General features: G+C 44.0%; 14 protein-coding genes. 3 read left to right on the forward strand and 11 right to left on the reverse strand.

Features of this window, described 5'->3' with window-relative positions; translation table 11 throughout:
• Positions 1-41 precede the first annotated feature (41 nt).
• The 7 genes from AC1DU2_RS02980 to recQ form a co-directional block, all read right to left on the reverse strand.
• Positions 42-1,202 (reverse strand): type II restriction endonuclease, encoded by a 1,161-nt coding sequence (locus tag AC1DU2_RS02980; protein ID WP_477382694.1) that lies wholly within the window; start codon positions 1,200-1,202, stop codon positions 42-44.
• Complete coding sequence (gene dcm / locus AC1DU2_RS02985; protein WP_477382696.1) at positions 1,195-2,406, reverse strand: DNA (cytosine-5-)-methyltransferase; 1,212 nt, start codon at positions 2,404-2,406, stop codon at positions 1,195-1,197. Before dcm ends, AC1DU2_RS02980 begins: the two co-directional genes overlap by 8 nt.
• Positions 2,406-2,636, reverse strand: a complete 231-nt coding sequence (locus tag AC1DU2_RS02990; protein ID WP_477382698.1) for a helix-turn-helix domain-containing protein — start codon at positions 2,634-2,636, stop codon at positions 2,406-2,408. The genes dcm and AC1DU2_RS02990 overlap by 1 nt, the downstream gene beginning before the upstream one ends.
• A 100-nt stretch (positions 2,637-2,736) precedes the next feature.
• Positions 2,737-3,147 carry a very short patch repair endonuclease gene (locus AC1DU2_RS02995; RefSeq protein ID WP_477382701.1) on the reverse strand — a complete coding sequence of 137 codons (411 nt, stop codon included), beginning with the start codon at positions 3,145-3,147 and terminating at the stop codon, positions 2,737-2,739.
• 91 nt (positions 3,148-3,238) lie between these two features.
• A complete protein-coding gene (locus tag AC1DU2_RS03000; protein ID WP_477382702.1) occupies positions 3,239-3,403 on the reverse strand; it encodes a hypothetical protein in 165 nt (54 codons plus the stop codon).
• Positions 3,404-3,762: 359 nt separating this feature from the next.
• Positions 3,763-5,115 (reverse strand): UDP-N-acetylmuramoyl-tripeptide--D-alanyl-D-alanine ligase, encoded by a 1,353-nt coding sequence (locus tag AC1DU2_RS03005; RefSeq protein WP_477382703.1) that lies wholly within the window; start codon positions 5,113-5,115, stop codon positions 3,763-3,765.
• Between the two features lie 449 nt (positions 5,116-5,564).
• On the reverse strand, positions 5,565-7,739 hold the full coding sequence (recQ, locus tag AC1DU2_RS03010; RefSeq protein WP_477382704.1) for a DNA helicase RecQ: 2,175 nt from the start codon (positions 7,737-7,739) through the stop codon (positions 5,565-5,567).
• 290 nt (positions 7,740-8,029) lie between these two features.
• On the opposite strand from recQ, the gene AC1DU2_RS03015 reads away from it, so the two are divergent.
• Positions 8,030-10,525, forward strand: a complete 2,496-nt coding sequence (locus tag AC1DU2_RS03015; RefSeq protein WP_477382705.1) for a M14 family metallopeptidase — start codon at positions 8,030-8,032, stop codon at positions 10,523-10,525.
• Between the two features lie 158 nt (positions 10,526-10,683).
• Here AC1DU2_RS03015 and AC1DU2_RS03020 read toward each other — a convergent pair whose 3' ends face one another.
• The 4 genes from AC1DU2_RS03020 to AC1DU2_RS03035 all read right to left on the reverse strand — a co-directional run bounded on the left by AC1DU2_RS03020 (position 10,684) and on the right by AC1DU2_RS03035 (position 15,672).
• Positions 10,684-13,134, reverse strand: a complete 2,451-nt coding sequence (locus AC1DU2_RS03020) for a TonB-dependent receptor domain-containing protein (RefSeq protein ID WP_477364232.1) — start codon at positions 13,132-13,134, stop codon at positions 10,684-10,686.
• Between the two features lie 247 nt (positions 13,135-13,381).
• On the reverse strand, positions 13,382-13,603 hold the full coding sequence (locus tag AC1DU2_RS03025) for a hypothetical protein (protein WP_477364229.1): 222 nt from the start codon (positions 13,601-13,603) through the stop codon (positions 13,382-13,384).
• Positions 13,604-13,620: 17 nt separating this feature from the next.
• Positions 13,621-15,315 carry a PspC domain-containing protein gene (locus AC1DU2_RS03030; protein ID WP_477382707.1) on the reverse strand — a complete coding sequence of 565 codons (1,695 nt, stop codon included), beginning with the start codon at positions 15,313-15,315 and terminating at the stop codon, positions 13,621-13,623.
• Between the two features lie 24 nt (positions 15,316-15,339).
• Positions 15,340-15,672, reverse strand: coding sequence for a PadR family transcriptional regulator (locus AC1DU2_RS03035; RefSeq protein ID WP_090639171.1), 333 nt, complete (start codon positions 15,670-15,672; stop codon positions 15,340-15,342).
• A 183-nt stretch (positions 15,673-15,855) separates the two neighbouring features.
• On the opposite strand from AC1DU2_RS03035, the gene AC1DU2_RS03040 reads away from it, so the two are divergent.
• Together AC1DU2_RS03040 and AC1DU2_RS03045 are read left to right on the forward strand one after the other, a co-directional pair.
• The gene (locus tag AC1DU2_RS03040) at positions 15,856-19,071 is read left to right on the forward strand and encodes a SusC/RagA family TonB-linked outer membrane protein (protein ID WP_477382708.1); all 3,216 of its coding nucleotides are present in this window, start codon (positions 15,856-15,858) and stop codon (positions 19,069-19,071) included.
• 20 nt (positions 19,072-19,091) lie between these two features.
• Complete coding sequence (locus AC1DU2_RS03045) at positions 19,092-20,663, forward strand: SusD/RagB family nutrient-binding outer membrane lipoprotein (protein WP_477364220.1); 1,572 nt, start codon at positions 19,092-19,094, stop codon at positions 20,661-20,663.
• Positions 20,664-20,666 lie beyond the last annotated feature (3 nt).

The following is a 20,666-nucleotide window of genomic DNA, read 5'->3' on the forward strand; positions in this document are numbered from 1 at the left end:
TAATATATAGTAATAATAAAAATTAATTCATAAACGTATTCTCATTGCTTGCCTTTTGTAAACTGTATAAAAGTATCCAGGGTTAAAATCTTGTTTTGATAGTCTTCCGGAAAAGATTCAATGTATGGTTTTGGTACAACCAAACGCACGCCCTCTTTATACATTTCAAAGAGTTGATTTTTGGAAATACCTTGTTGCAATGTAAACAGATGTTTTATTCCTATCCTGTCAGCCTCATTAATGACTTGTCTCCAACGATCTTTACAAGTGGTTTTTGCTGCAAGAAAGACTAAGTTTTTATTATCGAAGCTGGCATTGTGATATTGTTTCTTGCCGGGAAAGATAAAATCCGGTTTTTTACTGTCTTCGGTTATTGCCTGCGCATCGTATTGTAGTTCAAAAGTTTTAAAAACTTCTTCTAAATGATATTCTAATGATTTGCCTGCTCTGCTCTTTCTTCTGTTTAGTATTGTGTTAGCAATGGCTACTAATTCCTCAACACTTTTAAAAGGTGTTTTAATCGTCTCCGAGTAAACCTCAAGTTCGATTGTTTTAAACAGCTGGTATTCGGAATCTAACCATTTTAATAAAATCTTATCTGGCTCTGATAAAATTTTACCTTTTGTAATTTTAAAAGACGAATTGTAGCAATTTCTGGCGTCCGTCGAAAGGCGAATTGTCGAAGGGAAATCCTTTATCTGTAATAAATTAAAGCACTCGAGCAACTTGCTTTCAGCAGTAAAAGCCTCCGGTTTTTCTATTAGCTTATTTGTTTCGTTGGCTGAAATATTAAAGGCGGTAAAAAAATCTTCTATGTCTTCGTCTAAACTTAAAACATAACCTTCATAAAAATCGCCATTGATATGTGAAAGTATCAGTAAATCTCCTACATTGTCATCGGTAAGAAAAGGAAAATTTTTTCCAAATCGTGTTAATCTATACTCGTTTCTAGATCCAACTCCGTAATAAATGAACCTGCTATCTGTTTCAAAACTATCCTGCCATTTTATACGAATAAACCGATCTTTATTTGTCCCCTTTACGCCCGGGGTATCAAACATCAAAGGGATGGAGTTTTTAGGAATATAGAACCCACTTTGATGCCCTCCGGTTTCTCCGGCGTCGTTCGATGAAATAAACTTACAAAATGAATTGGTAGCGCTTTGCACTGAAGCGATAGCCTGTTCGGTTAAACTATTCATGTTGAAGCAATGTTACTATTTCCTTTCCAACAGCCTGTATCAACGGCGTTACCACCGAATTGCCAAATTGCTTATAAGCCTGATTGTCAGATACCGGTATCCTAAAGCTTTTTTTGCCTTGATTGACCGGATAGCCCTGTAAAGCAGCGCTTTCATCCGGCGTCAGCCTACGTGGATTTGAGTTTGGTTGTGGTATTAAAATTTCGGAACCATCTTTGTAATATCTTGCGCTCATGGTTCTGGTAATTCCGTCCATGTTTACAAGACCAAACCCAAAGCCGTTTCCCTTCAGTTTATGTTTTTTTGAATACTCTTGTAAAAAGTTCCAGAGCTTGTCGGATAGCGTAAACTTAGGATCGACTTCTTCCTGAAGAATCGACTTTATTTGCTTGTCTGCATCTGGTAGTTTAACTAAATCAAAGTCGAATTTCATATCTTCTCCGTACCGACTTTTATCAAATCCTACGATTATTGTCCTCTCTCGATTTTGTGGAACAAAATGTTTACCATTTAATACTCTGTAGTCAAATGAATAGCCCAGATCAAGTAGCGTTTGTTTTATTACTTTGAAGGTATTGCCTTTGTCATGCGACACGAGATTTTTTACGTTCTCTAAGAAAAATGCTTTTGGTCTGTGTCGCCCTATAATTTCGGCGACATGGAAAAACAAATTGCCTTGTTTTTCATCTTCAAAACCATGTTTTCTGCCTAAGCTGTTTTTCTTCGATACGCCGGCTATTGAAAATGGCTGGCAGGGAAAGCCACCACACAGGATATCAAAATTTTCGGGTATAAATGCTTTTGTTTCGGGTTTGGTTATATCACCAAAGGGCGTTTCCCCGAAGTTTGCGAAATATGTTTTCTGTGCATATTTATCATACTCTGAACTATACACGCAAAGTCCACCTACATTTTGCAATGCTAGGCGAAAACCGCCGATGCCTGCAAAAAGATCAATGAAAGTAAACTTTTCTTTACCTGGCTTGGGGCCAGGAAAGGGAATATCTGTAACATCAAAAAGGTTTGTTTGAATAGCCTGATATAAAGCTTCAGGCTCTTTAAAAACGCTCGGACTGCTTTCTGCAATTTCGTAAGCCTTCTCTTTATAAACCTTATTTTTAGTTACGACAAAATGGGTAAGTACTGCTGAGTCAAGTTCGTTTGAAAGAATACTTGATGTTGCTTTTGAGGATCTAACCGCCATTAGTTGGTTCCTCCATTAAAAGATTCGCTATTAAAGAAATCTCTAATAGTTACATCAAGTGCTCCAATAATTTTTTCAAGATTGATCACGGAAACATTGCGTTTTCCGTTTTCAACCTCGTTTACATAAGTCTTATCTATTTCAGCCTTAAAGGCTAAGGCTTCCTGGGTGAGCTTTAAATTTGTTCGGTATTCTTTTATGCGCAGACCGATTTTCTTACGAATATCCATCTTGCAAGCTATCGCGTATTCGACTATAAGTCAATCGGATATAAGTGAACTTTTGAAAAATTATTCGCATTGAACAGCAGATTGCGAAAATTTTTTCGCGCTACAAACTCTTAATCAAATTAGTCAATGTGGTTTCTGAAATGGCTTTTTTTAATTCACATTCCCATATTTTAACAACTCTCCAACCAACTATTTTTAAGGCAGTTTCAGCTTTCGTGTCATTGAAAATATTACCATTAATTTTATTCAGCCACCATTCGGTGCGCGTTTTCGGCACAACATAATATCGGCATCCCTCATGCCCATGCCAAAAGCATCCATGTATAAAAATTACGGTTTTATATTTGGGTAACACAATATCCGGCTTGCCGGGCATATCCTTTACATGCAGGCGATAACGGAAACCATTTTTATGCAGGAATTTGCGCACCCAAAGTTCGGGCTTAGTATTCTTGCCCTTAATCTGCGACATATTGTAACTGCGGGTTTCTTTGGAGTGTACGTCGGCCATATTCAATTATAAAAAATATCTGCAACAATAGTTTTAATTATCCTGGTTATTCGCACGGGGCCCCTGCTTTTATATTGGGAATCATTGGGTTTTATGGTAAGGGAGGTGTTGTGTTTACCGCAGCTTTCGCGTTAGGGATTGAAATGGATACCGGCCTGTGAATAAGGCCTTGCAGGCGTATGAATGGAAAGCCCGGCGACGCTTCTACCAGCGGCGAACGCTCTTTTAGTAGTAAGTAGTTAGTATCAAGTATCAAGATTTTTGGGGGAGGGGATTGCTATTGCATTGTTGGGATAGATTCAGGATGATAGTTGTTTTACTTTCGAAGTGCGTAGGCCTGTCACCCTGAGCCTGTCGAAGGGTCGTGCGGAGAGGCCTTTGCCCGCTATGGTTCGACAGGCTCACCATGACAGCCCTTTTTACGAGGTCATTCGTGAAACTTTACAACTCAGGATGACTGTTGTTTTTACTTTCGAAGTGCGTAGGCCTGTCACCCTGAGCCTGTCGAAGGGTCGTGCGGAGAGGCCTTTGCCCGCTATGGTTCGACAGGCTCACCATGACAGCCCTTTTTTTTGAAAGGTTATTGTACTTTCAAATATGATGATCCCCCCCTCGTTAAAACAACTCCACCAGCCGCTCCAGGGCCATCCCCCGCGATCCTTTGATGAGGATGGTTGAATGGGTGATGGGGCTGGCCTTTAACGCAGCAATGGCATCTTCGGCAGTTGCGTAAAATGTGGCTGCTGACTGCTGACTTTGGACTAATGACTGCTGACTTAAAAAATCTTTCCCGATAAAAATGCGTTCGTCAACCGGGGTATCCAGCGCTTTTTGGATCACGGAGGCATGCTCGGCCGCCGACTCGGGGCCCATCTCGAACATGTCGCCCAGGATGAGTACTTTGCGTGGGGCCTGCAGTTTGCCGATGTTTTCGATGGCTACAAACATGCTGCTGGGGTTGGCGTTGTAGTAATCGCAAATAAGGGTATTGCTTTCCGTTTTCACAATTTGCGACCGGTTGTTTTTGGGCTGATAGCCTTCAATTCCGGCGTTTATCTGCTCGGCAGGGATATTAAAATAGCTGCCTATGGCTATGGCCGCCAAAATATTATGCAAGTTATAGGCACCGGTGAGCTGGGTTTTTACGGTGTAACTTTGGCCGGTTTTATTGTTGGTGTACTCCAACGTGAGCAGGGGCGAGTTTTCTACCAGTTGGCCGCTCACCAAATCGTCGATAGTATTGGTGCCGTAATACACCACGTTGCCCAGCTTACGGGCGGCAGCCATATCAAGCAATGTTTGGTCGTCGCTATTAATAAAGGTAACGCCCGTTGGGCTGCTCACTCCCCCTTCAGGGGGCCGGGGGGCCAAATAATCATACAGTTCCCCTTTGCCTTTCTTCACGCCCTCAACCCCGCCAAAGCCTTCCAGGTGCGCTTTGCCTACGTTGGTTATTAAACCGTGCGATGGCTGGGCGATGGTACAAAGCAGTTCGATTTCTTTTTGGTGATTGGCCCCCATTTCGATAACGGCCATCTGGTGCGTAGCATCGATGGTTAAAATGCTGAGGGGTACGCCTATATGGTTGTTTAAATTGCCCTGGGTGGCCTGGGTTTTAAAGTGTTGGGATAGTACAGCGTTGATAAGCTCTTTAGTGGTGGTTTTGCCGTTGGTGCCAGTAAGGCCAATAACGGGGATGCTTAACTGGCGGCGGTGGTGGCGGGCCAGATCCTGCAGGGCGGTAAGCACATCGGCCACCAGCAAATACTCGTCGCCCAGTTGGTACGCGGGGTTATCAATTACGGCGTAGGCTGCGCCTGCGGCAATGGCCTGTTGGGCAAAGGTATTGGCATCAAACTTATCGCCTTTAAGGGCAAAAAACAGGCTGCCGGCCGCTATTTTGCGGGTATCGGTACTGATAACAGGGTGCTGCAGGTATAGCTGGTAAAGTTGCTGGGTAGTAATCATACGTGATGCGTTACGCTTTGATGGGGTAAAGGTAATAAAAAGCCCCTTTGAATGATAGTTACGAAATGTATACGTTAATAAAAAATGTCGAACGAACCGGGTGGTGGAATTGCGTGGACGGGGTGAGGGATTACCAGTCGGCTTGTCGTTTTTGGGGTACGTTGTTACTAATGATGGATTCGTTTTTTGTACAAACATAGGCTTTGAACGCAGGTGAAGACTCACCCGGCTACGCTTCGCTGGCCACCCTCTCTTCGGCTTCGCCGGAAAGAGGGGCTTGAAAGTTTATTATTTGTTTTTTTATTTAATATATTGATATACAGCGTTCAAGTCTCTCTTTACACCGCAGGTGAAGAGAGGGTGGCCCCGATATATCGGGGCCGGGTGAGTCTTCGCCGCCATGCGATATACGTCATTTCTCTTTCGGAATCCATGATGGGCGTTTATTTTTAAATGTCATTCCCCCTGTTCATCCAACTTATCACCGCTTTAATTTCGCCGTAACTGTAATTATCGCCGAGGATTTGTTTGAGGGGAGAGAGCATTTGGGAGCCGTAGCTTTCAACGGCATCTTTAATGGCGGGGATTTTTTGGGCGGGTACCAGGGCTTCTACCTCCAACTCGCCCGATTGTACAAAAAAGCCGAGGTGGCTCTCGATGGTCATGGGCGAGAGGCTGCGCTCGGTGGCAATTTCGGCCACGGTTTTGCCGGTTTGGTAAAGCCTTAGCGACTCGGTACGGGTATCGTTTGTTTTGCGGGCCTTAACGGGCTGTGCCGGACGGACGGACGCTGCCTTGCGCTCCTTCTTGGGCGATTTATAGGCAATTTTTGATACGAGGCCTTTTTCTTTGGCGTAATCTTTCACGGGCTGCAGCAGCTCGCGGCCGTAGCGGGCCAGTTTTACATCGCCAAAACCCGAGATCAGGCGCAGCTCGTCGAGGCTTTGCGGCAGGTAGGTGGCCATCTCTACCAGGGTAGCATCGGATACGATGATGTAGGCCGGCACGTTTTCATGTTGGGCAATATCGTTACGTACGCGTTTGACGCGGCTTAGCAGTTCGGCTTCGTGCGGTGGTGCCTGTACGTGGGTGTGGGTTTCTTCAACGGTTTCGCTTTCAATAAACTCAACCTTTTGCAAGCCTTTGAGCACGGCGGCACTTTGGTCGGTTAGTTTTACAATGGGGTATTCGTCGCCACCCATTTGCAGGTAGCCCATGGTAAGCAGCTCACGAATGTAGCGCTGCCAGTCGGGCTTGCTGATATCGGCACCGATGCCATAGGTTTTAAGGTGTTTATGTTCGTCGCGGATCTTCTCGGATTTCGATCCTCGTAAAAAATCAATCACATAGTTAATGCCGAAACGCTCGTTGAGCCGGGCCACGGCCGAGAGGGCTTTTTGGGCTATCAGCGTACCGTCAAAGCGTTTAAACTCGGTAAGGCAAACATCGCAGGAGCCGCAATTGGGCGGGAAGGCTTCGTCGAAATAGTTCATCAAGTACTGGCGGCGGCAGCTTTGCAGCTGGCAGTAGCGCACCATATCGTTCAGCTTATTCAGCATAATGCGGCTTTGGGCCTCGTTGCCCTCTATGCGTGCAAAATGCTGCAGCTTACCCGCATCGCCCGGCGAATACAATAGCAATGCCTCGGATGCCAGCCCATCGCGCCCGGCACGGCCGGTTTCCTGGTAATAGCCCTCGATGTTTTTAGGCAGATCGATATGCACCACATAGCGGACGTTTGATTTATTGATGCCCATGCCAAAGGCGATGGTTGCCACAATGATCTTCACTTCATCGCGCAAAAAGGCTTCCTGGTTGCGTACCTTGATTTCGTTGCTGAGGCCGGCGTTGTAGGCTTCGGCAGAAAAGCCGGCGGCTTTCAGGTCGTCGGCCAGGTCTTCGGTTGATTTACGGGAGAGGCAGTAGATAATGCCCGATTCGTCTTTCCGCTCGTTTAAAAAGTTAACCAGTTGCTGAAAGCTGTTTTTTTTGGGGATAACCCGGTAAGTAATATTTTCGCGGTTAAATGATGATACAAATACGTTGGGCTTGTTAAGATTGAGTTTCTCGAGGATATCCTTTTGTGTAAGCTTATCTGCAGTGGCGGTAAGCGCGATGACAGGCACGTTCGGGAACTCGGTTTTCAGCTGGGCCAGCATCAGGTATTCGGGGCGGAAATCGTGCCCCCATGACGAGATGCAGTGGGCTTCGTCGATAGCTATCTGTACTACATTGAGTGTTTTTAAAAACGGAACCAGTTTGTTCTCGGCACCAAACAAACGCTCGGGCGCAAGGTATAGCAGGCGGATTTGGTTGTTCCTTAATTTTTCTACCAGTTGGCGCTGCTCCTCGGGGTTTTGTGCCGAGTTTAAGAAAGCCGCCGGGATACCGCTTACGTTCAGGCTATCTACCTGGTCTTTCATCAAGGCAATAAGCGGCGATATAACGATGGTTAGCCCGTTAAGCAATACCGCGGGCAACTGGTAACATAATGATTTGCCGCCGCCGGTTGGCATTAGCGCCATTACATCCTGCCCGTTTAATATATGCTGGATAATGGCTTCCTGCTGGTGCCTGAAAGCGCTATAACCAAAATATTTTTGCAGGGCCTGGAGAGAATTCATAGATGTGCAGATATGCAAATTTCAGATGTGCAGATTGATTTTGTTTTTTCAGGGGCAAATTACAAATTATCAGGGAGATTGCTAAAATTTTTAGATTTTTTGTCTGAACCTGAATTTATCGAATTTAAGAATTACCAGAATTATGGAAGGCTGGCATTTTCAAATCTTCAAATTATCAAATTTTCAAATCGGCTTTGCCTTTGTAACAATCTGCACATCTGAAATCTGCATATCTGCACATTTAAAATAAATTCGCATATTTAGCTTTTACTACTATCTGTATCAATTTTATGATAAAAAAGCTACTTGTTGTTTTATTGGCTGTTGTTTCGGCAACGGTATCCTTCGCCCAAAAAATACAATCGCCGGATGAATTCCTGGGTTATAAGCTGGGCACCCAGTTTACCCCGCACTACCGCATTGTGGAGTATTTTAAATATGTTGCCCAGGCTTCAAAAAATGTGAAGCTGCAGCAATTTGGCAGTACTAACGAGGGCAGGCCCTTGCTGGCCATGTTTATTGCATCGGATGAAAATATTGGCAGGTTGGAAGAGATTCGCCATAATAACCTGCGGGTAGCCGGGGTAGAAAGCGGACCTGTTATTGCCAATGTACCCGTAATTACCTGGTTAAGCTATAACGTGCATGGTAACGAGCCGGCATCGAGCGAAGCCGCCATGTGGACTTTATATGATTTAGTCGACCCATCAAACGCCCAAACCCAGGCCTGGCTTAAAAACACGCTGGTGGTTATTGACCCTTGCCTAAACCCGGACGGACGCGACAGGTATGTTAATTTTTATAACTCGGTACACGGCATTAGCCCCGAGGCCTACCCAACATCGCGCGAGCATGCCGAACCATGGCCGGGCGGCAGGGTAAACCATTATTACTTTGACCTTAACCGCGATTGGGCATGGCAGCAGCAAAAAGAAACCCAGGCCCGGGTTGGCTTGTTTAACCAGTGGCTGCCGCAAATACACGTAGATTACCACGAACAGGGTTACAACGCCCCATACTACTTTGCCCCTGCTGCAGAGCCCTACCATAAGGACCTTACCCAATGGCAGCGCGACGCGCAGGTGATGATTGGTAAAAACAACGCCAAATACTTTGACCAAAATGGCTGGATGTACTTTACCAAGTACGAATTTGATTTGCTTTACCCATCTTATGGCGATACCTATCCTTTATACAACGGATCGATAGGGATGACTTATGAGCAGGGCGGTATAAGCGGGGGCCTTGCCGTTACCACACGCAGCGGCGATACGCTTACTTTGGTACAGCGGGTGGCGCACCACCACTCCACCAGTTTAAGCACGGTGGAAACGGCATCGGCCAATGCGCAAAAATTTAAGGATGAGTTTAAGAAGTTTTATGATAACAGCCGTGCCAACCCGCCGGGCGAGTACAAAACCTATGTTATTAAAAACGATAACAACAATAAAATAAACGCCATGGCCAAACTGCTTGCCCGCAACGGTATTCAGTATGGTTTTGGTTTGGCCAATAAATCGGTAACTGGGTATGATTATATTAACGGTAAAACCGAAGCTTACGCTGTAGGGCCTAATGACCTGGTGGTAAACGCCTATCAGCCCAAAGCGGTATTGCTGCATGTACTGCTGGAGCCAAAAACTATTATCCCCGATTCAAATACGTATGATATTACGGCGTGGTCGCTCCCGTATGCATTTGGGTTGAAGGCTTATGGGGTAAAAGAATCATTAAAGCCGGCGAGTGCCGAGTGGAGTATCACCGCGCCCAAGCCGCTGGTGAATACCCATGCTTATGCCTATGTATCATCATGGTCTTCGGTGGCGGATGTAAAATTCCTGGCGGCTTTATTTAAGAAGAAAATAAAAGTGCGCTACGCCGAAAAATCATTCGATGCTGCCGGCAAAACCTTTGCGCCGGGCTCATTATTAATAACCCGGGCGGGTAATGATCGTGCCGATTTTGACCAGGTGGTTACCCAAACCGCTGCCGAACTTAACCAGGAGGTTACACCGCTTTCGTCGGGCTTTGTGGATAAAGGATCGGACCTGGGGTCAGATGCAGTTAAATACATCCGCCAGCCTAAAGTAATGCTGGTTGCCGGCGATGGCGTAAACTCCGAAGCCATGGGCGAGGTATGGCACCTGTTTGAAGCCCAACTGGGCTACCCTATTACGCTGATCAGGTACCAGGATATTCCACGCACCCGCCTGGCCGATTTTGATGTAGCTATTTTTCCGGACGGACGCTACGATGATTTTCCATCCGAGCGGCTGCAAAACTGGGTGCGCGATGGTGGCCGTTTAATTGCAATTGATAATGCCGTGGCAACGCTGGTTGATAAAAAAGGCATCCTGCTGAAAAAGAAAGAAGATAAAAAGGACGATAAGGACAAAGAGAAAACCGTTAAAATTTATGGCGAGCGCGACCGTGATGCCATACGCGAGCAAATTCCGGGTGCTATTTTCAAGCTGAACCTGGACAATACCCATCCGCTTGGTTTCGGTTTGCCAGACTATTACTATTCACTTAAACTGAACGACGATATCTACGAGCTGTTTGGCGATGGCGATGGCTGGAATGTGGGCACCATTAAAAAAGACAGCTATGTATCGGGCTTTGCCGGTGCTAAAGCCAAACAGAAAATCAATAACGGCCTGTTGCTTGGTGTACAATCCCTGGGCCGTGGCTCGGTTATATATATGGCAGACGATCCACTGTTCCGCAGTTTCTGGGAAAATGGTAAACTGCTGTTTAGCAACGCCGTGTTTATGGTGGGGCAGTAAGCCACTGATGTGCAAATGTGCAGATTTCAGATGTGCAGATGAAAAAGAGGCCGATCGTACGTTTGTATGACCGGCCTCTTTTAATTAAGAACTGATATTTTTTGCAAATCATTTAAAAATCATTTGCATATCTGCACATCTGAAATCTGCATATCTGACTAATTGTTGCCTTTCACCCTTCCCTTTTCGTCGTCGGCGCCGCTGCGGTGCTGGCGTACTTTAATTGAGTTGTTGCCAAAGTTATAAGTGAGGGTCAGCCTGCCTACTCTTGAATCGTTTCGTTGTCTTATATCAAAGTTGTTGCCAAGCTCGTTGCTGCTTAAGTTATTACGGCGAATGTTAAACACATCATCGCAGGCCACCTTAACATTCAATTTTTTATCGAAGAAGGATTTGCTGATACCCAAATCAACAGAGTAACGCGGCCTTATTTTGTAAATACCGTAGGTTAACTTTGATTGGTAATCGCCCATCACCTCTAAACGGGCGCCGGCAAACTTAAATGTTTGGGTTGTACGTGCCTGGTACGCCCATTGGCCATCGTTAAAGTTGAAGCCTGCAAGCGAATCGGATTTAAAGCCGAGGTAAAATGCGGTTACATTGACATTACCTTCCCACCATTTGGTAACAGTGAAGGGAGTGTTAATATTAGCATTGTAACCTGTTTGTGTTTGCAGGTTTTTATTGGTTTGAAATGTTTTTTCGCCTTCGGTTAAAATCAGCTCGGTAATAGCATCGGTGGTGCGGCTGTAGCCCAGGCTAACATTAACGGTTTTATTGTAAGTATAGTTAAACTCGAAGTTTTGGGTGTATTGCGGGTTAAGGAAAGCATTACCTTTTTGAAAGGTATATGGGTCAAGATAAAATATAAAGGGGTTAAGCGCATCATAACCCGGTCTATCAATACGGCGGCTGTATGACAGGCTTACTTCGTTTTTATCATTGATGGTATGGTTGATAAACGCACTTGGGAAAAAGTTAAGGTAGCTGCGATTTACCGGCGTGCTGCCAATAAGGTTGCCGTTTGATTGTGTGTGCTCGGCACGCAAGCCCACCTGTATCGAGGTTTTTTTGAACTGTTTGTTCAGGTTAAGGTAGCCGGCCTCAATTTTCTCGTCGTAAATAAAGTGGTTGCTGCGGCCTTTATCGTTGATATATACGCCGCTGCTGTCAATCTGGGCCCTTAAATCATTATCAGTTTTAACGTTGCTGTATTTGGCGCCGGCTTCCAGTTTTATGGTTTTGGTAAGCGGCTTGGCATAATCAACCTTGGCAGTATATATGGTGATGGTTGATGGGCTTTGATTGCGCAATAACTGCGATGGGCGCTGCGTGCTGCCATCGGCTAAAAAATAATCGGTAGTGTATTGCGCGTTGTTGCCGTTGTTAAATTTAGAGTAGTCAAGGTCGAAGCTTAGCTCCTGGCCGCTGGTATCAATTTTAAGCCTGTCGTTAAGGTTTACAGCTATGTTTTTGTAAGCTTGCTCAAAAACCGAATTGGTGCGCAATGATGAATCGGCAACGCCATATTTGGTACCTATTATAGTAGATGTGCTGTTGTGGTTGTTTTCGGTATTTGAATAGCCGCTTACCACAAAGCCAATGGTATGCTTAGGCGTAAGGTCATAATCGGCACCAATGCGGTAATTATTATAATGATTGGCATCGGGCATAAATGATTGCTGATTAAAATAGTTGGTAACACCCTGGGCGTTACTTACCACCCTGTCAAGCATCAAATCGTGCGCGCGTTTGCTATCGCCGCGGCTAAATGTGCCAAACACATTCAGGTTGCCATCTTTGTGGTTAAGGTTAAGGCTGCTGTTATCCCTCCAATACCTGCCTTTTGCCACGCCGGCTGTAATACTGCCGTTGGTACCCGACTGGGCATTCTTTTTTAATTTAATGTTGATGATGCCCGAATTACCCGCTGCATCGTATTTGGCTGATGGGTTGGTAATAATTTCGATAGATTTAATGGTATTGCCATCAGTTGAGCGTAATAGCGTAGCCAGTTGCGCAGGGGTAAGATAAGTAAGCTTATCATTTATCATTACGGTTACACCTTGCTTGCCCTTAAGGCTGATGTTATCGTCTTTATCAACAGTTACGCCAGGGGCCCTTGCCAAAATTTCCATAGCGGTATTGCCGGCGGCAAGTACGCTGCCTTCTACATTCATTACCGTGCGGTCAATTTTGCGTTCAACAAGTGGCTTGCTGGCAGTTACGGTAACCGTTTTTAACGTGGTATTGCCGGCCTGCATATTTATAACAGGCACTTCAATAGCGCCCGAGCCTTCGGTAACGGTAAAAGGCTTGCTAATGGCTTTTGCGTAACCTACAACCGTAGCTTTTACCAGGTATTTACCGGCTGGTATTTTATCAAAAGAGTAAACGCCATTATCATTACTCAATGCCCCTTTAACTACGGTAGAGTCAGTTGCTTTTATAATGCTTACACTGGCGTAGTCAAGTGGTTTACCCTGGTCGTTTACCAACGATCCGGATACTTTAACGGCGCCCGCTTTGCCGGTTTGGGCAAAGGATGCACTCCAGCTGATAGCTACAAGCAGGAGTGTGTATAATATATAGTTGATTTTAGTTTTCATTGTTGTGTTATTAAAAAGTTTGGGCAATACAATGCCGTCAAGGAAAATAGCTCCTTTTAAAATTTGTAAATAAGTTTTTAGCTGTTTTGGCGGTAGCCTTAAGTGTGTTTAGTAGTTATTTGATATAAGCTTTTTTATTCATAGTGTATGTCAGTTTAAGGCCGATGGGCGACAAGCGTCTTCGCCGGGTGCCTGATCTGTAATTATTGTGCCTTTTTATATTAAGATGCACAATAGGGTGCATTGGTTACAGAGAAATTAAACTTTTTAACACAGGGAATAAATTTTTAGCAATATCCAGCATAACAGCCTGGCCTATCGGCTGGCCCCCGTAGGGTTGGGTTTGTGCTGAAATTAAGGGAGTTAGTTTAATAGCAATGGGTTGGCTATGGGTAAACTTAACGTAATAAAAAGGAACAATAAGCCCGCTAAATAATAGCAGGCTTATGTATTTTATAATAGTTTTCATTAAGCGGCGGTAATTGCTCATTGACCTTCATTTTTTGTAGTATCTGTTTGGTCGCGGTTTTTAAGGCTATCCGCTACCGCCTGCCTTCTCAGGCTGTCAATAGTGGCTTGTGGTACGGGTGGGATATCGCAGTCGATGCCGTTTTCTTTCATGATATACCTTGCGCCCAGCGGGTTAAGCGGTTTGTTTTTTTGCTGGCAGTCATAAGGGTTAAAACCAATATTAACATCCAGTTTAGGGTCAATAATCAGTTTTGAATTCAATGGTACCTTTAGGGTAAGGTGCAAATCCTGGCCGCGCCATAAAGTACCGGCATTGCGTTCCAGGTGCCGGTCAAATTTCAGTATCGAATCTTTTTGTATAAAACGGTAGGTAATGTTCTTGGTATTGGTAAGTGCATCCTCATAATCGCGGCCACGGGCGGTAAACGATTCAACCAATACAGGTTGTTGTACATCACTTTTTTCGATATCAATGCTTACCCGGCTTGGGCCGTCCATCTCGTCGTTGCCGTTAAAGTCGTCGTCTAAAATTACCATTCCGTTAAAACGTTCTTTTATGCGCAGGCGGGTACTATCCTCGTTGCTCAGGTATTTGGCATCGTTAAGCTGCAGGTAATAGGTATTGTTTGCCGGGGCTTTAATGTTAACGGTAGTGTTTAGCCTGGCGCCCTCCCTAAAATCAACAGAGGCCCTTACGCCATAGTATACTACCGCACCAAGCGCGGCCAGCCATACACATAATAACGTTGTGCCAACTGAGCGGTTGAATGATGCGTTGCGAAACAGAAAGCCAATAATGAGTAGAATGATGGCGGTTAAAGGGATAGCCAGTAATAAAAAGCCTCCTGCTATAAACACAAGGTTTGTATTATGGTTAACTATATTGAACGGAAATATATGATAGATATCTGTTTTGCCGAACGCTAAAAACATAATAACAATCACAATAAGCGCAATAGCGAGGCCAAAACAGCCTAATAATATGCCGCCGGCTATTATTTTACCAAGCAGGCTACCGGCGCCTCTTAAAAACACACCAAGGTGGTCAAAAAAATCGCCGATGAAATCACGGGTTTTGTAAACAAAAGGCCTGGCTTCATGCTGAAAGTTGTGCAGGTTTTCTTTAACGGAGCTCAGTTCGTCCTCGAAGCTCTTTTTAAAACCTTTCAGGTCTTGTTTCTCGCCTTTCATCGCCATCCTGTCGGCACGGCTAACGGCTTTGGGTATCACCATCCACAATATAACGTATAAAAAGAAACCGCTGCCTGCCACACAAAGGAAAATAACAAAGGCCAGCCTGATCCAAACAGCCGGGATATCAAAGTAATTGGCAATGCCTGCTGCAACGCCGCTCACCAGGTGATCGTCCGGATCGCGAAATAGCCTGCGGCGTTCGGTGTTATAAGTGTAAGGATTGTTTCCGGGCGCTTTTGCATCGCTTTCGGCCGATTCAAAATCCTCAACCGAGCCCATTTGCTCAATTACAAGCTTTACGTCCTGCTCCACAATAACCTGTTTGCTTTGGCTTGCTAAAATTTCGTTAAACATTTCGGCAAGGCGGTTTTCAATGTCGGTTGTTATCTCCAGGCTGTCGGCAGATGTAGAAAAATGACGTTTTACATCTGTCATGTAAAGTTTAAGTACGTCATAAGCATCCTCTTCGATGTGAAAAACGATGCCATTTATGTTGATGATGATAGTTTTGTTCATGATGGGTAATAATTTCAGGTTTTTTTATTTTCTGTCTCCAATGGCCGTTTGCACAGCGTAAACTAATTCCTGCCAGGTTTTATCCAGCTGTTCCAGCACATTCCTGCCCTCGTCTGATAGTACATAATACTTTCGTGGTGGCCCAGAAATCGACTCGACCCAGTTGTAAGTGAGTAGTCCATTGTTTTTTAAACGGGTTAATAATGGGTACAGAGTACCCTCAACTACAAGCAGTTGGGCTTTCTTTAGCTCAGCAATTATGTCTGAAGCATATGTTTCGCCCTTGGCTATGATGGATAGGATGCAGTACTCCAGTATGCCCTTCCTCATTTGGGTTTGTGTGTTTTCGACGATCATAATACAAAGATATATGTTTAAGATTGTATTATGCAATACATAGTACTAGAATTATTAATATTTATTATAAAAGATGCTTTTTTTAAAAAAAAGTCATCTTTTTAAAGATTTTACTTGACTTTTTGATAACGTAACATTACTTTTAACATTAATTAACTATTAACTGATCTTATTATTAACAAAATGAAAAAACTTCTACTAGCAAGTTTGTGCTTTCTGTTGTTATGCCTAACACAGGTTTATGCGCAAAACCGTACAGTAACGGGTACGGTTACGGACAAAGGCGATGGCCTTCCGATTCCGGGGGTATCAGTAAAGGTAAAGGGAACCTCGAACGGAACCCAAACCAATGCTTCCGGTAAATTCTCTCTTAGCGTGTCTCCGGGCGCTGTACTTACCTTCTCATTTATTGGTTACAATGCCCAGGATGTGGCAGTTGGAACAAAAAACACGGTTGATGTTGTGCTTGCAAGTGCAAACAGCCAGTTGAATGAGGTTGTAGTTACTGCGCTGGGTATCCAAAGGCAAGCTATTTCAGTAGGTTACTCTACTGCTAAAGTTTCTGGTAAAGAAATTACCCAGGCAAAACCAATCAGTGTTGTTAACGGTTTAACCGGTAAAGTATCCGGTTTGCAGGTTACTACTACCAACAACGGTTTGTTTGCCCCTACACGTGTTACATTACGTGGTAACAGGTCGTTACTTGGTAACAACCAACCTTTGTATGTTGTTGACGGAGCTATCTTCTATAGCGATATCAGCACGCTTAACCCTGAAGATATCCTTGACATTAACACCCTGAAAGGTTCAAGTGCATCTGCGGTTTACGGTTCTGATGCATCAAACGGTGTAATCGTAATTACTACCAAACATGGTACAAAAGGCACTTCTTCGTTAACTGTATCGTCAACCTACCAGATTGAAAAGGTTTCTTACATCCCAGAATACCAATCCCGTTTTGGTGCAAACGGTGGTGAGGGCGAAGTATTTGACTTTACTAAATTTGGAGATGGAAAGGGTAACTACTACTACTACCCTTATGAGAATCAGAGCTACGGCCCGGAGTTTAACGGTCAGTTAGCTCCTATCGGTCGCCCATTGGCTGATGGTTCTTCAGAACTGGTTCCATATGCTGCAGTTAAAAACCAGAAAAAAGATTTCTTTGACACCGGTATCACTACCCAGCACAACTTTAGCTTTAACTCTGGTGATGAGAACGGAAGTTTCTTCATGTCGGGCCAGGATTTGAAGAGCAAGGCTATCGTGCCTAAAGATGAAGGCCGCCGTGATATATTCCGCGTAGGTGGCGACAGGAAATATGGAGCTTTTTCAACTTCGTACTCTATGGCTTACACTTACAAAACTACCAATCAAACCAGCACCGGTGCCGTTTACAATGACTTGATCGAGTCGCCTGTAAACATTCCGATTGTTGATTTAAAGGATCCTAATAGCAAGTACGGTGGTATCGATCAATATTATAATGATTACTACATAAGCCCTGGTCAAATTATAAACGAAGTAAGATTTTTGAATGTTGAAAACCACATTCAAGGTAACTTACAAGCAAATTTAAAAGTAGCTAAGTTTTTAAGCTTATCATACCGTACTGCTCTGGATAACACCACCAGCAGATATGAGAACAAAGATTCGGGCCGTACTTACAGCGCCTTCACAAAAAGCGCAAACACTATGGTTTACCCGGATACCAATGGCGATGGTAAACTTGATGTGGTTCCTGATGATGGAGCTGGCACAAAAGCTTCGGCCAACAATTTGCTTCCTTCATATGGCACCGGTAACTTTACCAACCTGTTGTTCAGTTCAGATTTCTTAGCCAACTTTAACTTTAAGCTTCCAAGTGATTTCAAGATCGATGGTACTTTAGGTGTTGCTTATCAGGACAACAAAATTACCTATACCAACATCGGCCAAACATCTTTGAACTTCACGCCATACAATGTATCTAACTTTACAGGTGCCCCAGGCATTGGCCAGGCACAGTTCCAGGCTCGTAAGTTAGGTTACTTTGGCACGGCAACCATCGGTTACAAAAGCTATGCATTTATCCATGGCTCGTACCGTACAGATTTAGATTCAAGGTTATCTGAAAAAAATAAATACATCCCTTATTATGGTATCGACGGTACCATCGTATTGAGCGAAATTTTCAAAAGTATAGCCGAAAATGATTACATTAACTTTGTAAAACTACGTTTTGCCCATTCATTAACAGGTAACGCATCTCCGCTGGCTGGTGGCTCTCAGTACATTGCTTACGGTGCTTATCAAACTATCCCTACTGTAGGTGCCGCTGCAAACTTCCCTTACAGTGCATCAGGTATATCTGGTTACGCACTTAACGGCACCATTGCCAACCCCGACATTAAACCGGAAAAAGTTACTGAAAACGAAATTGGTTTAGATTTGGGCTTCTTTAAAGACAGGTTAACATTAACTGCATCGGCTTACAAAGCGGTAACTACAGACGGTATCGTGCCGGCACAGATTTCACGTGCTTCGGGCTTTACCTCGGCTATATTGAATGCGGCTAACACACAGAACAAAGGTTTGGAGTTAGATTTACACGGTACAGTTATCAAATCGCAAGCGGTGAGCTGGAACGTGGGCATTAACTATACCAAACAACAAAGTAAAGTTAACAGCATTGCAGCAAGCCTGAAAGAATTAGGTATTGGCGGTAACACCTTTGCTATCCTGAACCTGCCATATGCGCAATTAAAGGGATATGACTGGTCAAGGGATCCTGCATCTGGTAAAGTAATTGTTGATGCCAACACTGGTTTGCCGGTAAGAGCATCTGCTACATCTGCCTTAGGTAACGTAAACCCAACCGACATATTAGGTTTTACATCTTCAGTAAGCTACAAGGGCTTCACGCTGAATTTAACAGTTGATTATAGAGGTGGTTACAAAATCTTTAACCAGATTTCTAACACACTTGATCACGCTGGTAACAGTATCACCTCAACCCTTGCCGGTCGTCAGCGTTTTGTATTCCCCAACTCGGTTTATAAAAACGCACAGGGAAATTATGTTGATAATACCAACATCCTTACTCAAGACGGTAACTACAACTTTTGGCCAACTACCTACTTAGGTGTTGATGCCAATTATGTAACCAGCGCTGCTGCCTGGAAATTGCGCGAAGCTACTATCAACTATAACTTCCCTAAAGCCTGGTTACGCGATGTTAAGTTTATTAAAAACGTTAACGTTGCAGTTTCTGGCCGTAACCTGATCATGATACGTCCTAAGACCAACAAATACACCGATCCTGAGTTTAACGATGATACCAGCAACGCTGTTGGTAGAACTACACTGAACCAGGCTCCGCCAACCAGAATATTCAGCGGTACATTAGCTGTAACTTTTTAACAAAGAAATTGATAGAAAAAATGAAAACGAAAACAATATTTAAGCGAAAAGTTAACCTGGGTTTGCTTTTCTCTGCGCTGCTGTTAACGGGTATTGTAGGATGTCAGAAGGGAACATTTGATGTTAACAAAGTTAACCCTAACGCGCCAACTTCTGCACCGTCACAATATCTGCTAAGCTCGTCATTAACTGCAACTGCGTCTTTAATGCATGGGGGTAACTCCGACGTATTGGATAACTGGATGGGCTACTGGACACAAAGCGGTGGTTTTACACCAAGCACCACTTACGTAATTTACCAGATAACCAGTAGTAACTATACCGGTAACTTTGATAACGCTTACATCATTTTATCAAATTACAACCTGTTGTTAAAAAATGCCGGTACTGATCCAACACAGTCATACTACAAAGCAATGGCTACCATAATGGAAGCTTTTATGTATCAGCGCCTTGTTGACTTGTACAACAGCGTGCCATATTCTCAGGCACTTAGTACAAATGCAACATTCTCATACAAGTATGATGATCCGGCTACTATTTACAAAAGCCTGGTTGCTAAGTGCGATTCGGCGGTTACTATTATAAAAGCTGCACCAACCAATGCCATAAATCCGGGCAACTACGATGTAGTATTTGGCGGTAACATGACAAACTGGATAGCGTTTGCCAAAACATTAAAATTGAAACTTTTAATGCGCCAAACCGAAGCTGGTTTAGGTAGCGCAGGTGTTAAAACTGCTTTATCGGGTATGGCAACTGCCGATTTCTTAACGGTAGATGCGTCTGTTAATCCTGGTTATTCAAATGCAACAAGCGGACAGTTAAATCCTCTTTATTATGATCTGGTTGCCAACGCAACCGGTCAGAATGGATTAAATACCACCTACTACCGTGCAAACAGCTTTGCTGTGAAATTTTACCAGGACAATAACGATCCACGTATAAATGCAATCTATGCGCCATCAGGTCAGGAGGCTATCGCTTATACTACCCAATTAGATGGTACAGTTGCTACAAACAGGGCTAAAGTAAAAGGCAGGGATTACGGCAGTACCAATGGTAATGGTGAGTCAAACTCTGTTATCTCGGCTATTGTTGGTACTGGTTTTACATCTGGTGGCAAACAAAAGGGCCCAACTCAGTCGGCACCGCTTATTACTGCATTTGAAAGCCTGTTTTTACAAGCCGAAGCTGTTCAACGCGGTTATCTTGCAGGTAATGCCGGGACCATTTATAATGCGGCAGTAGCGGCTGATTTTGCATTCCTTGGCGTATCGGGAGCAGCTGACTATACAAGTCAGCCAGATGCTTTAACCAACTATTCAGTTTCGTTAGATAAAATAACCACCATCATTACGCAAAAATGGGCTGCAATGAACTCGGTTGACCCATTAGAGTCATATAGCGACTGGAGAAGATTAAATATCCCAAGCAACCTTCCGGTTTCTCATTATCCAGGTGTTACGGTAACACACATTCCTTATCGTTTCCCTTATACTATTAATGAAACTACCTTGAACTCGGCTAACGTGCCATCGGGCGGTACAGGTACAGATTTATTCACATCTAAAATATTTTGGATGAAATAAGCA

The sequence above is a fragment of the Mucilaginibacter sp. P4_C11 genome (genome assembly GCF_056402115.1).

Bases quoted from the DNA above. Each gene is read 5' to 3' on its own strand.
- AC1DU2_RS03045 (WP_477364220.1), top strand. From the start codon at position 19,092: ATGAAAACGAAAACAATATTTAAGCGAAAAGTTAACCTGGGTTTGCTT.
- dcm (WP_477382696.1), bottom strand. From the start codon at position 2,406: ATGGCGGTTAGATCCTCAAAAGCAACATCAAGTATTCTTTCAAACGAA.
- AC1DU2_RS03025 (WP_477364229.1), bottom strand. From the start codon at position 13,603: ATGAAAACTATTATAAAATACATAAGCCTGCTATTATTTAGCGGGCTT.
- AC1DU2_RS03035 (WP_090639171.1), bottom strand. From the start codon at position 15,672: ATGATCGTCGAAAACACACAAACCCAAATGAGGAAGGGCATACTGGAG.
- recQ (WP_477382704.1), bottom strand. From the start codon at position 7,739: ATGAATTCTCTCCAGGCCCTGCAAAAATATTTTGGTTATAGCGCTTTC.
- AC1DU2_RS03020 (WP_477364232.1), bottom strand. From the start codon at position 13,134: ATGAAAACTAAAATCAACTATATATTATACACACTCCTGCTTGTAGCT.
- AC1DU2_RS02990 (WP_477382698.1), bottom strand. From the start codon at position 2,636: ATGGATATTCGTAAGAAAATCGGTCTGCGCATAAAAGAATACCGAACA.
- AC1DU2_RS03040 (WP_477382708.1), top strand. From the start codon at position 15,856: ATGAAAAAACTTCTACTAGCAAGTTTGTGCTTTCTGTTGTTATGCCTA.
- AC1DU2_RS03030 (WP_477382707.1), bottom strand. From the start codon at position 15,315: ATGAACAAAACTATCATCATCAACATAAATGGCATCGTTTTTCACATC.
- AC1DU2_RS02995 (WP_477382701.1), bottom strand. From the start codon at position 3,147: ATGGCCGACGTACACTCCAAAGAAACCCGCAGTTACAATATGTCGCAG.
- AC1DU2_RS02980 (WP_477382694.1), bottom strand. From the start codon at position 1,202: ATGAATAGTTTAACCGAACAGGCTATCGCTTCAGTGCAAAGCGCTACC.
- AC1DU2_RS03015 (WP_477382705.1), top strand. From the start codon at position 8,030: ATGATAAAAAAGCTACTTGTTGTTTTATTGGCTGTTGTTTCGGCAACG.
- AC1DU2_RS03005 (WP_477382703.1), bottom strand. From the start codon at position 5,115: ATGATTACTACCCAGCAACTTTACCAGCTATACCTGCAGCACCCTGTT.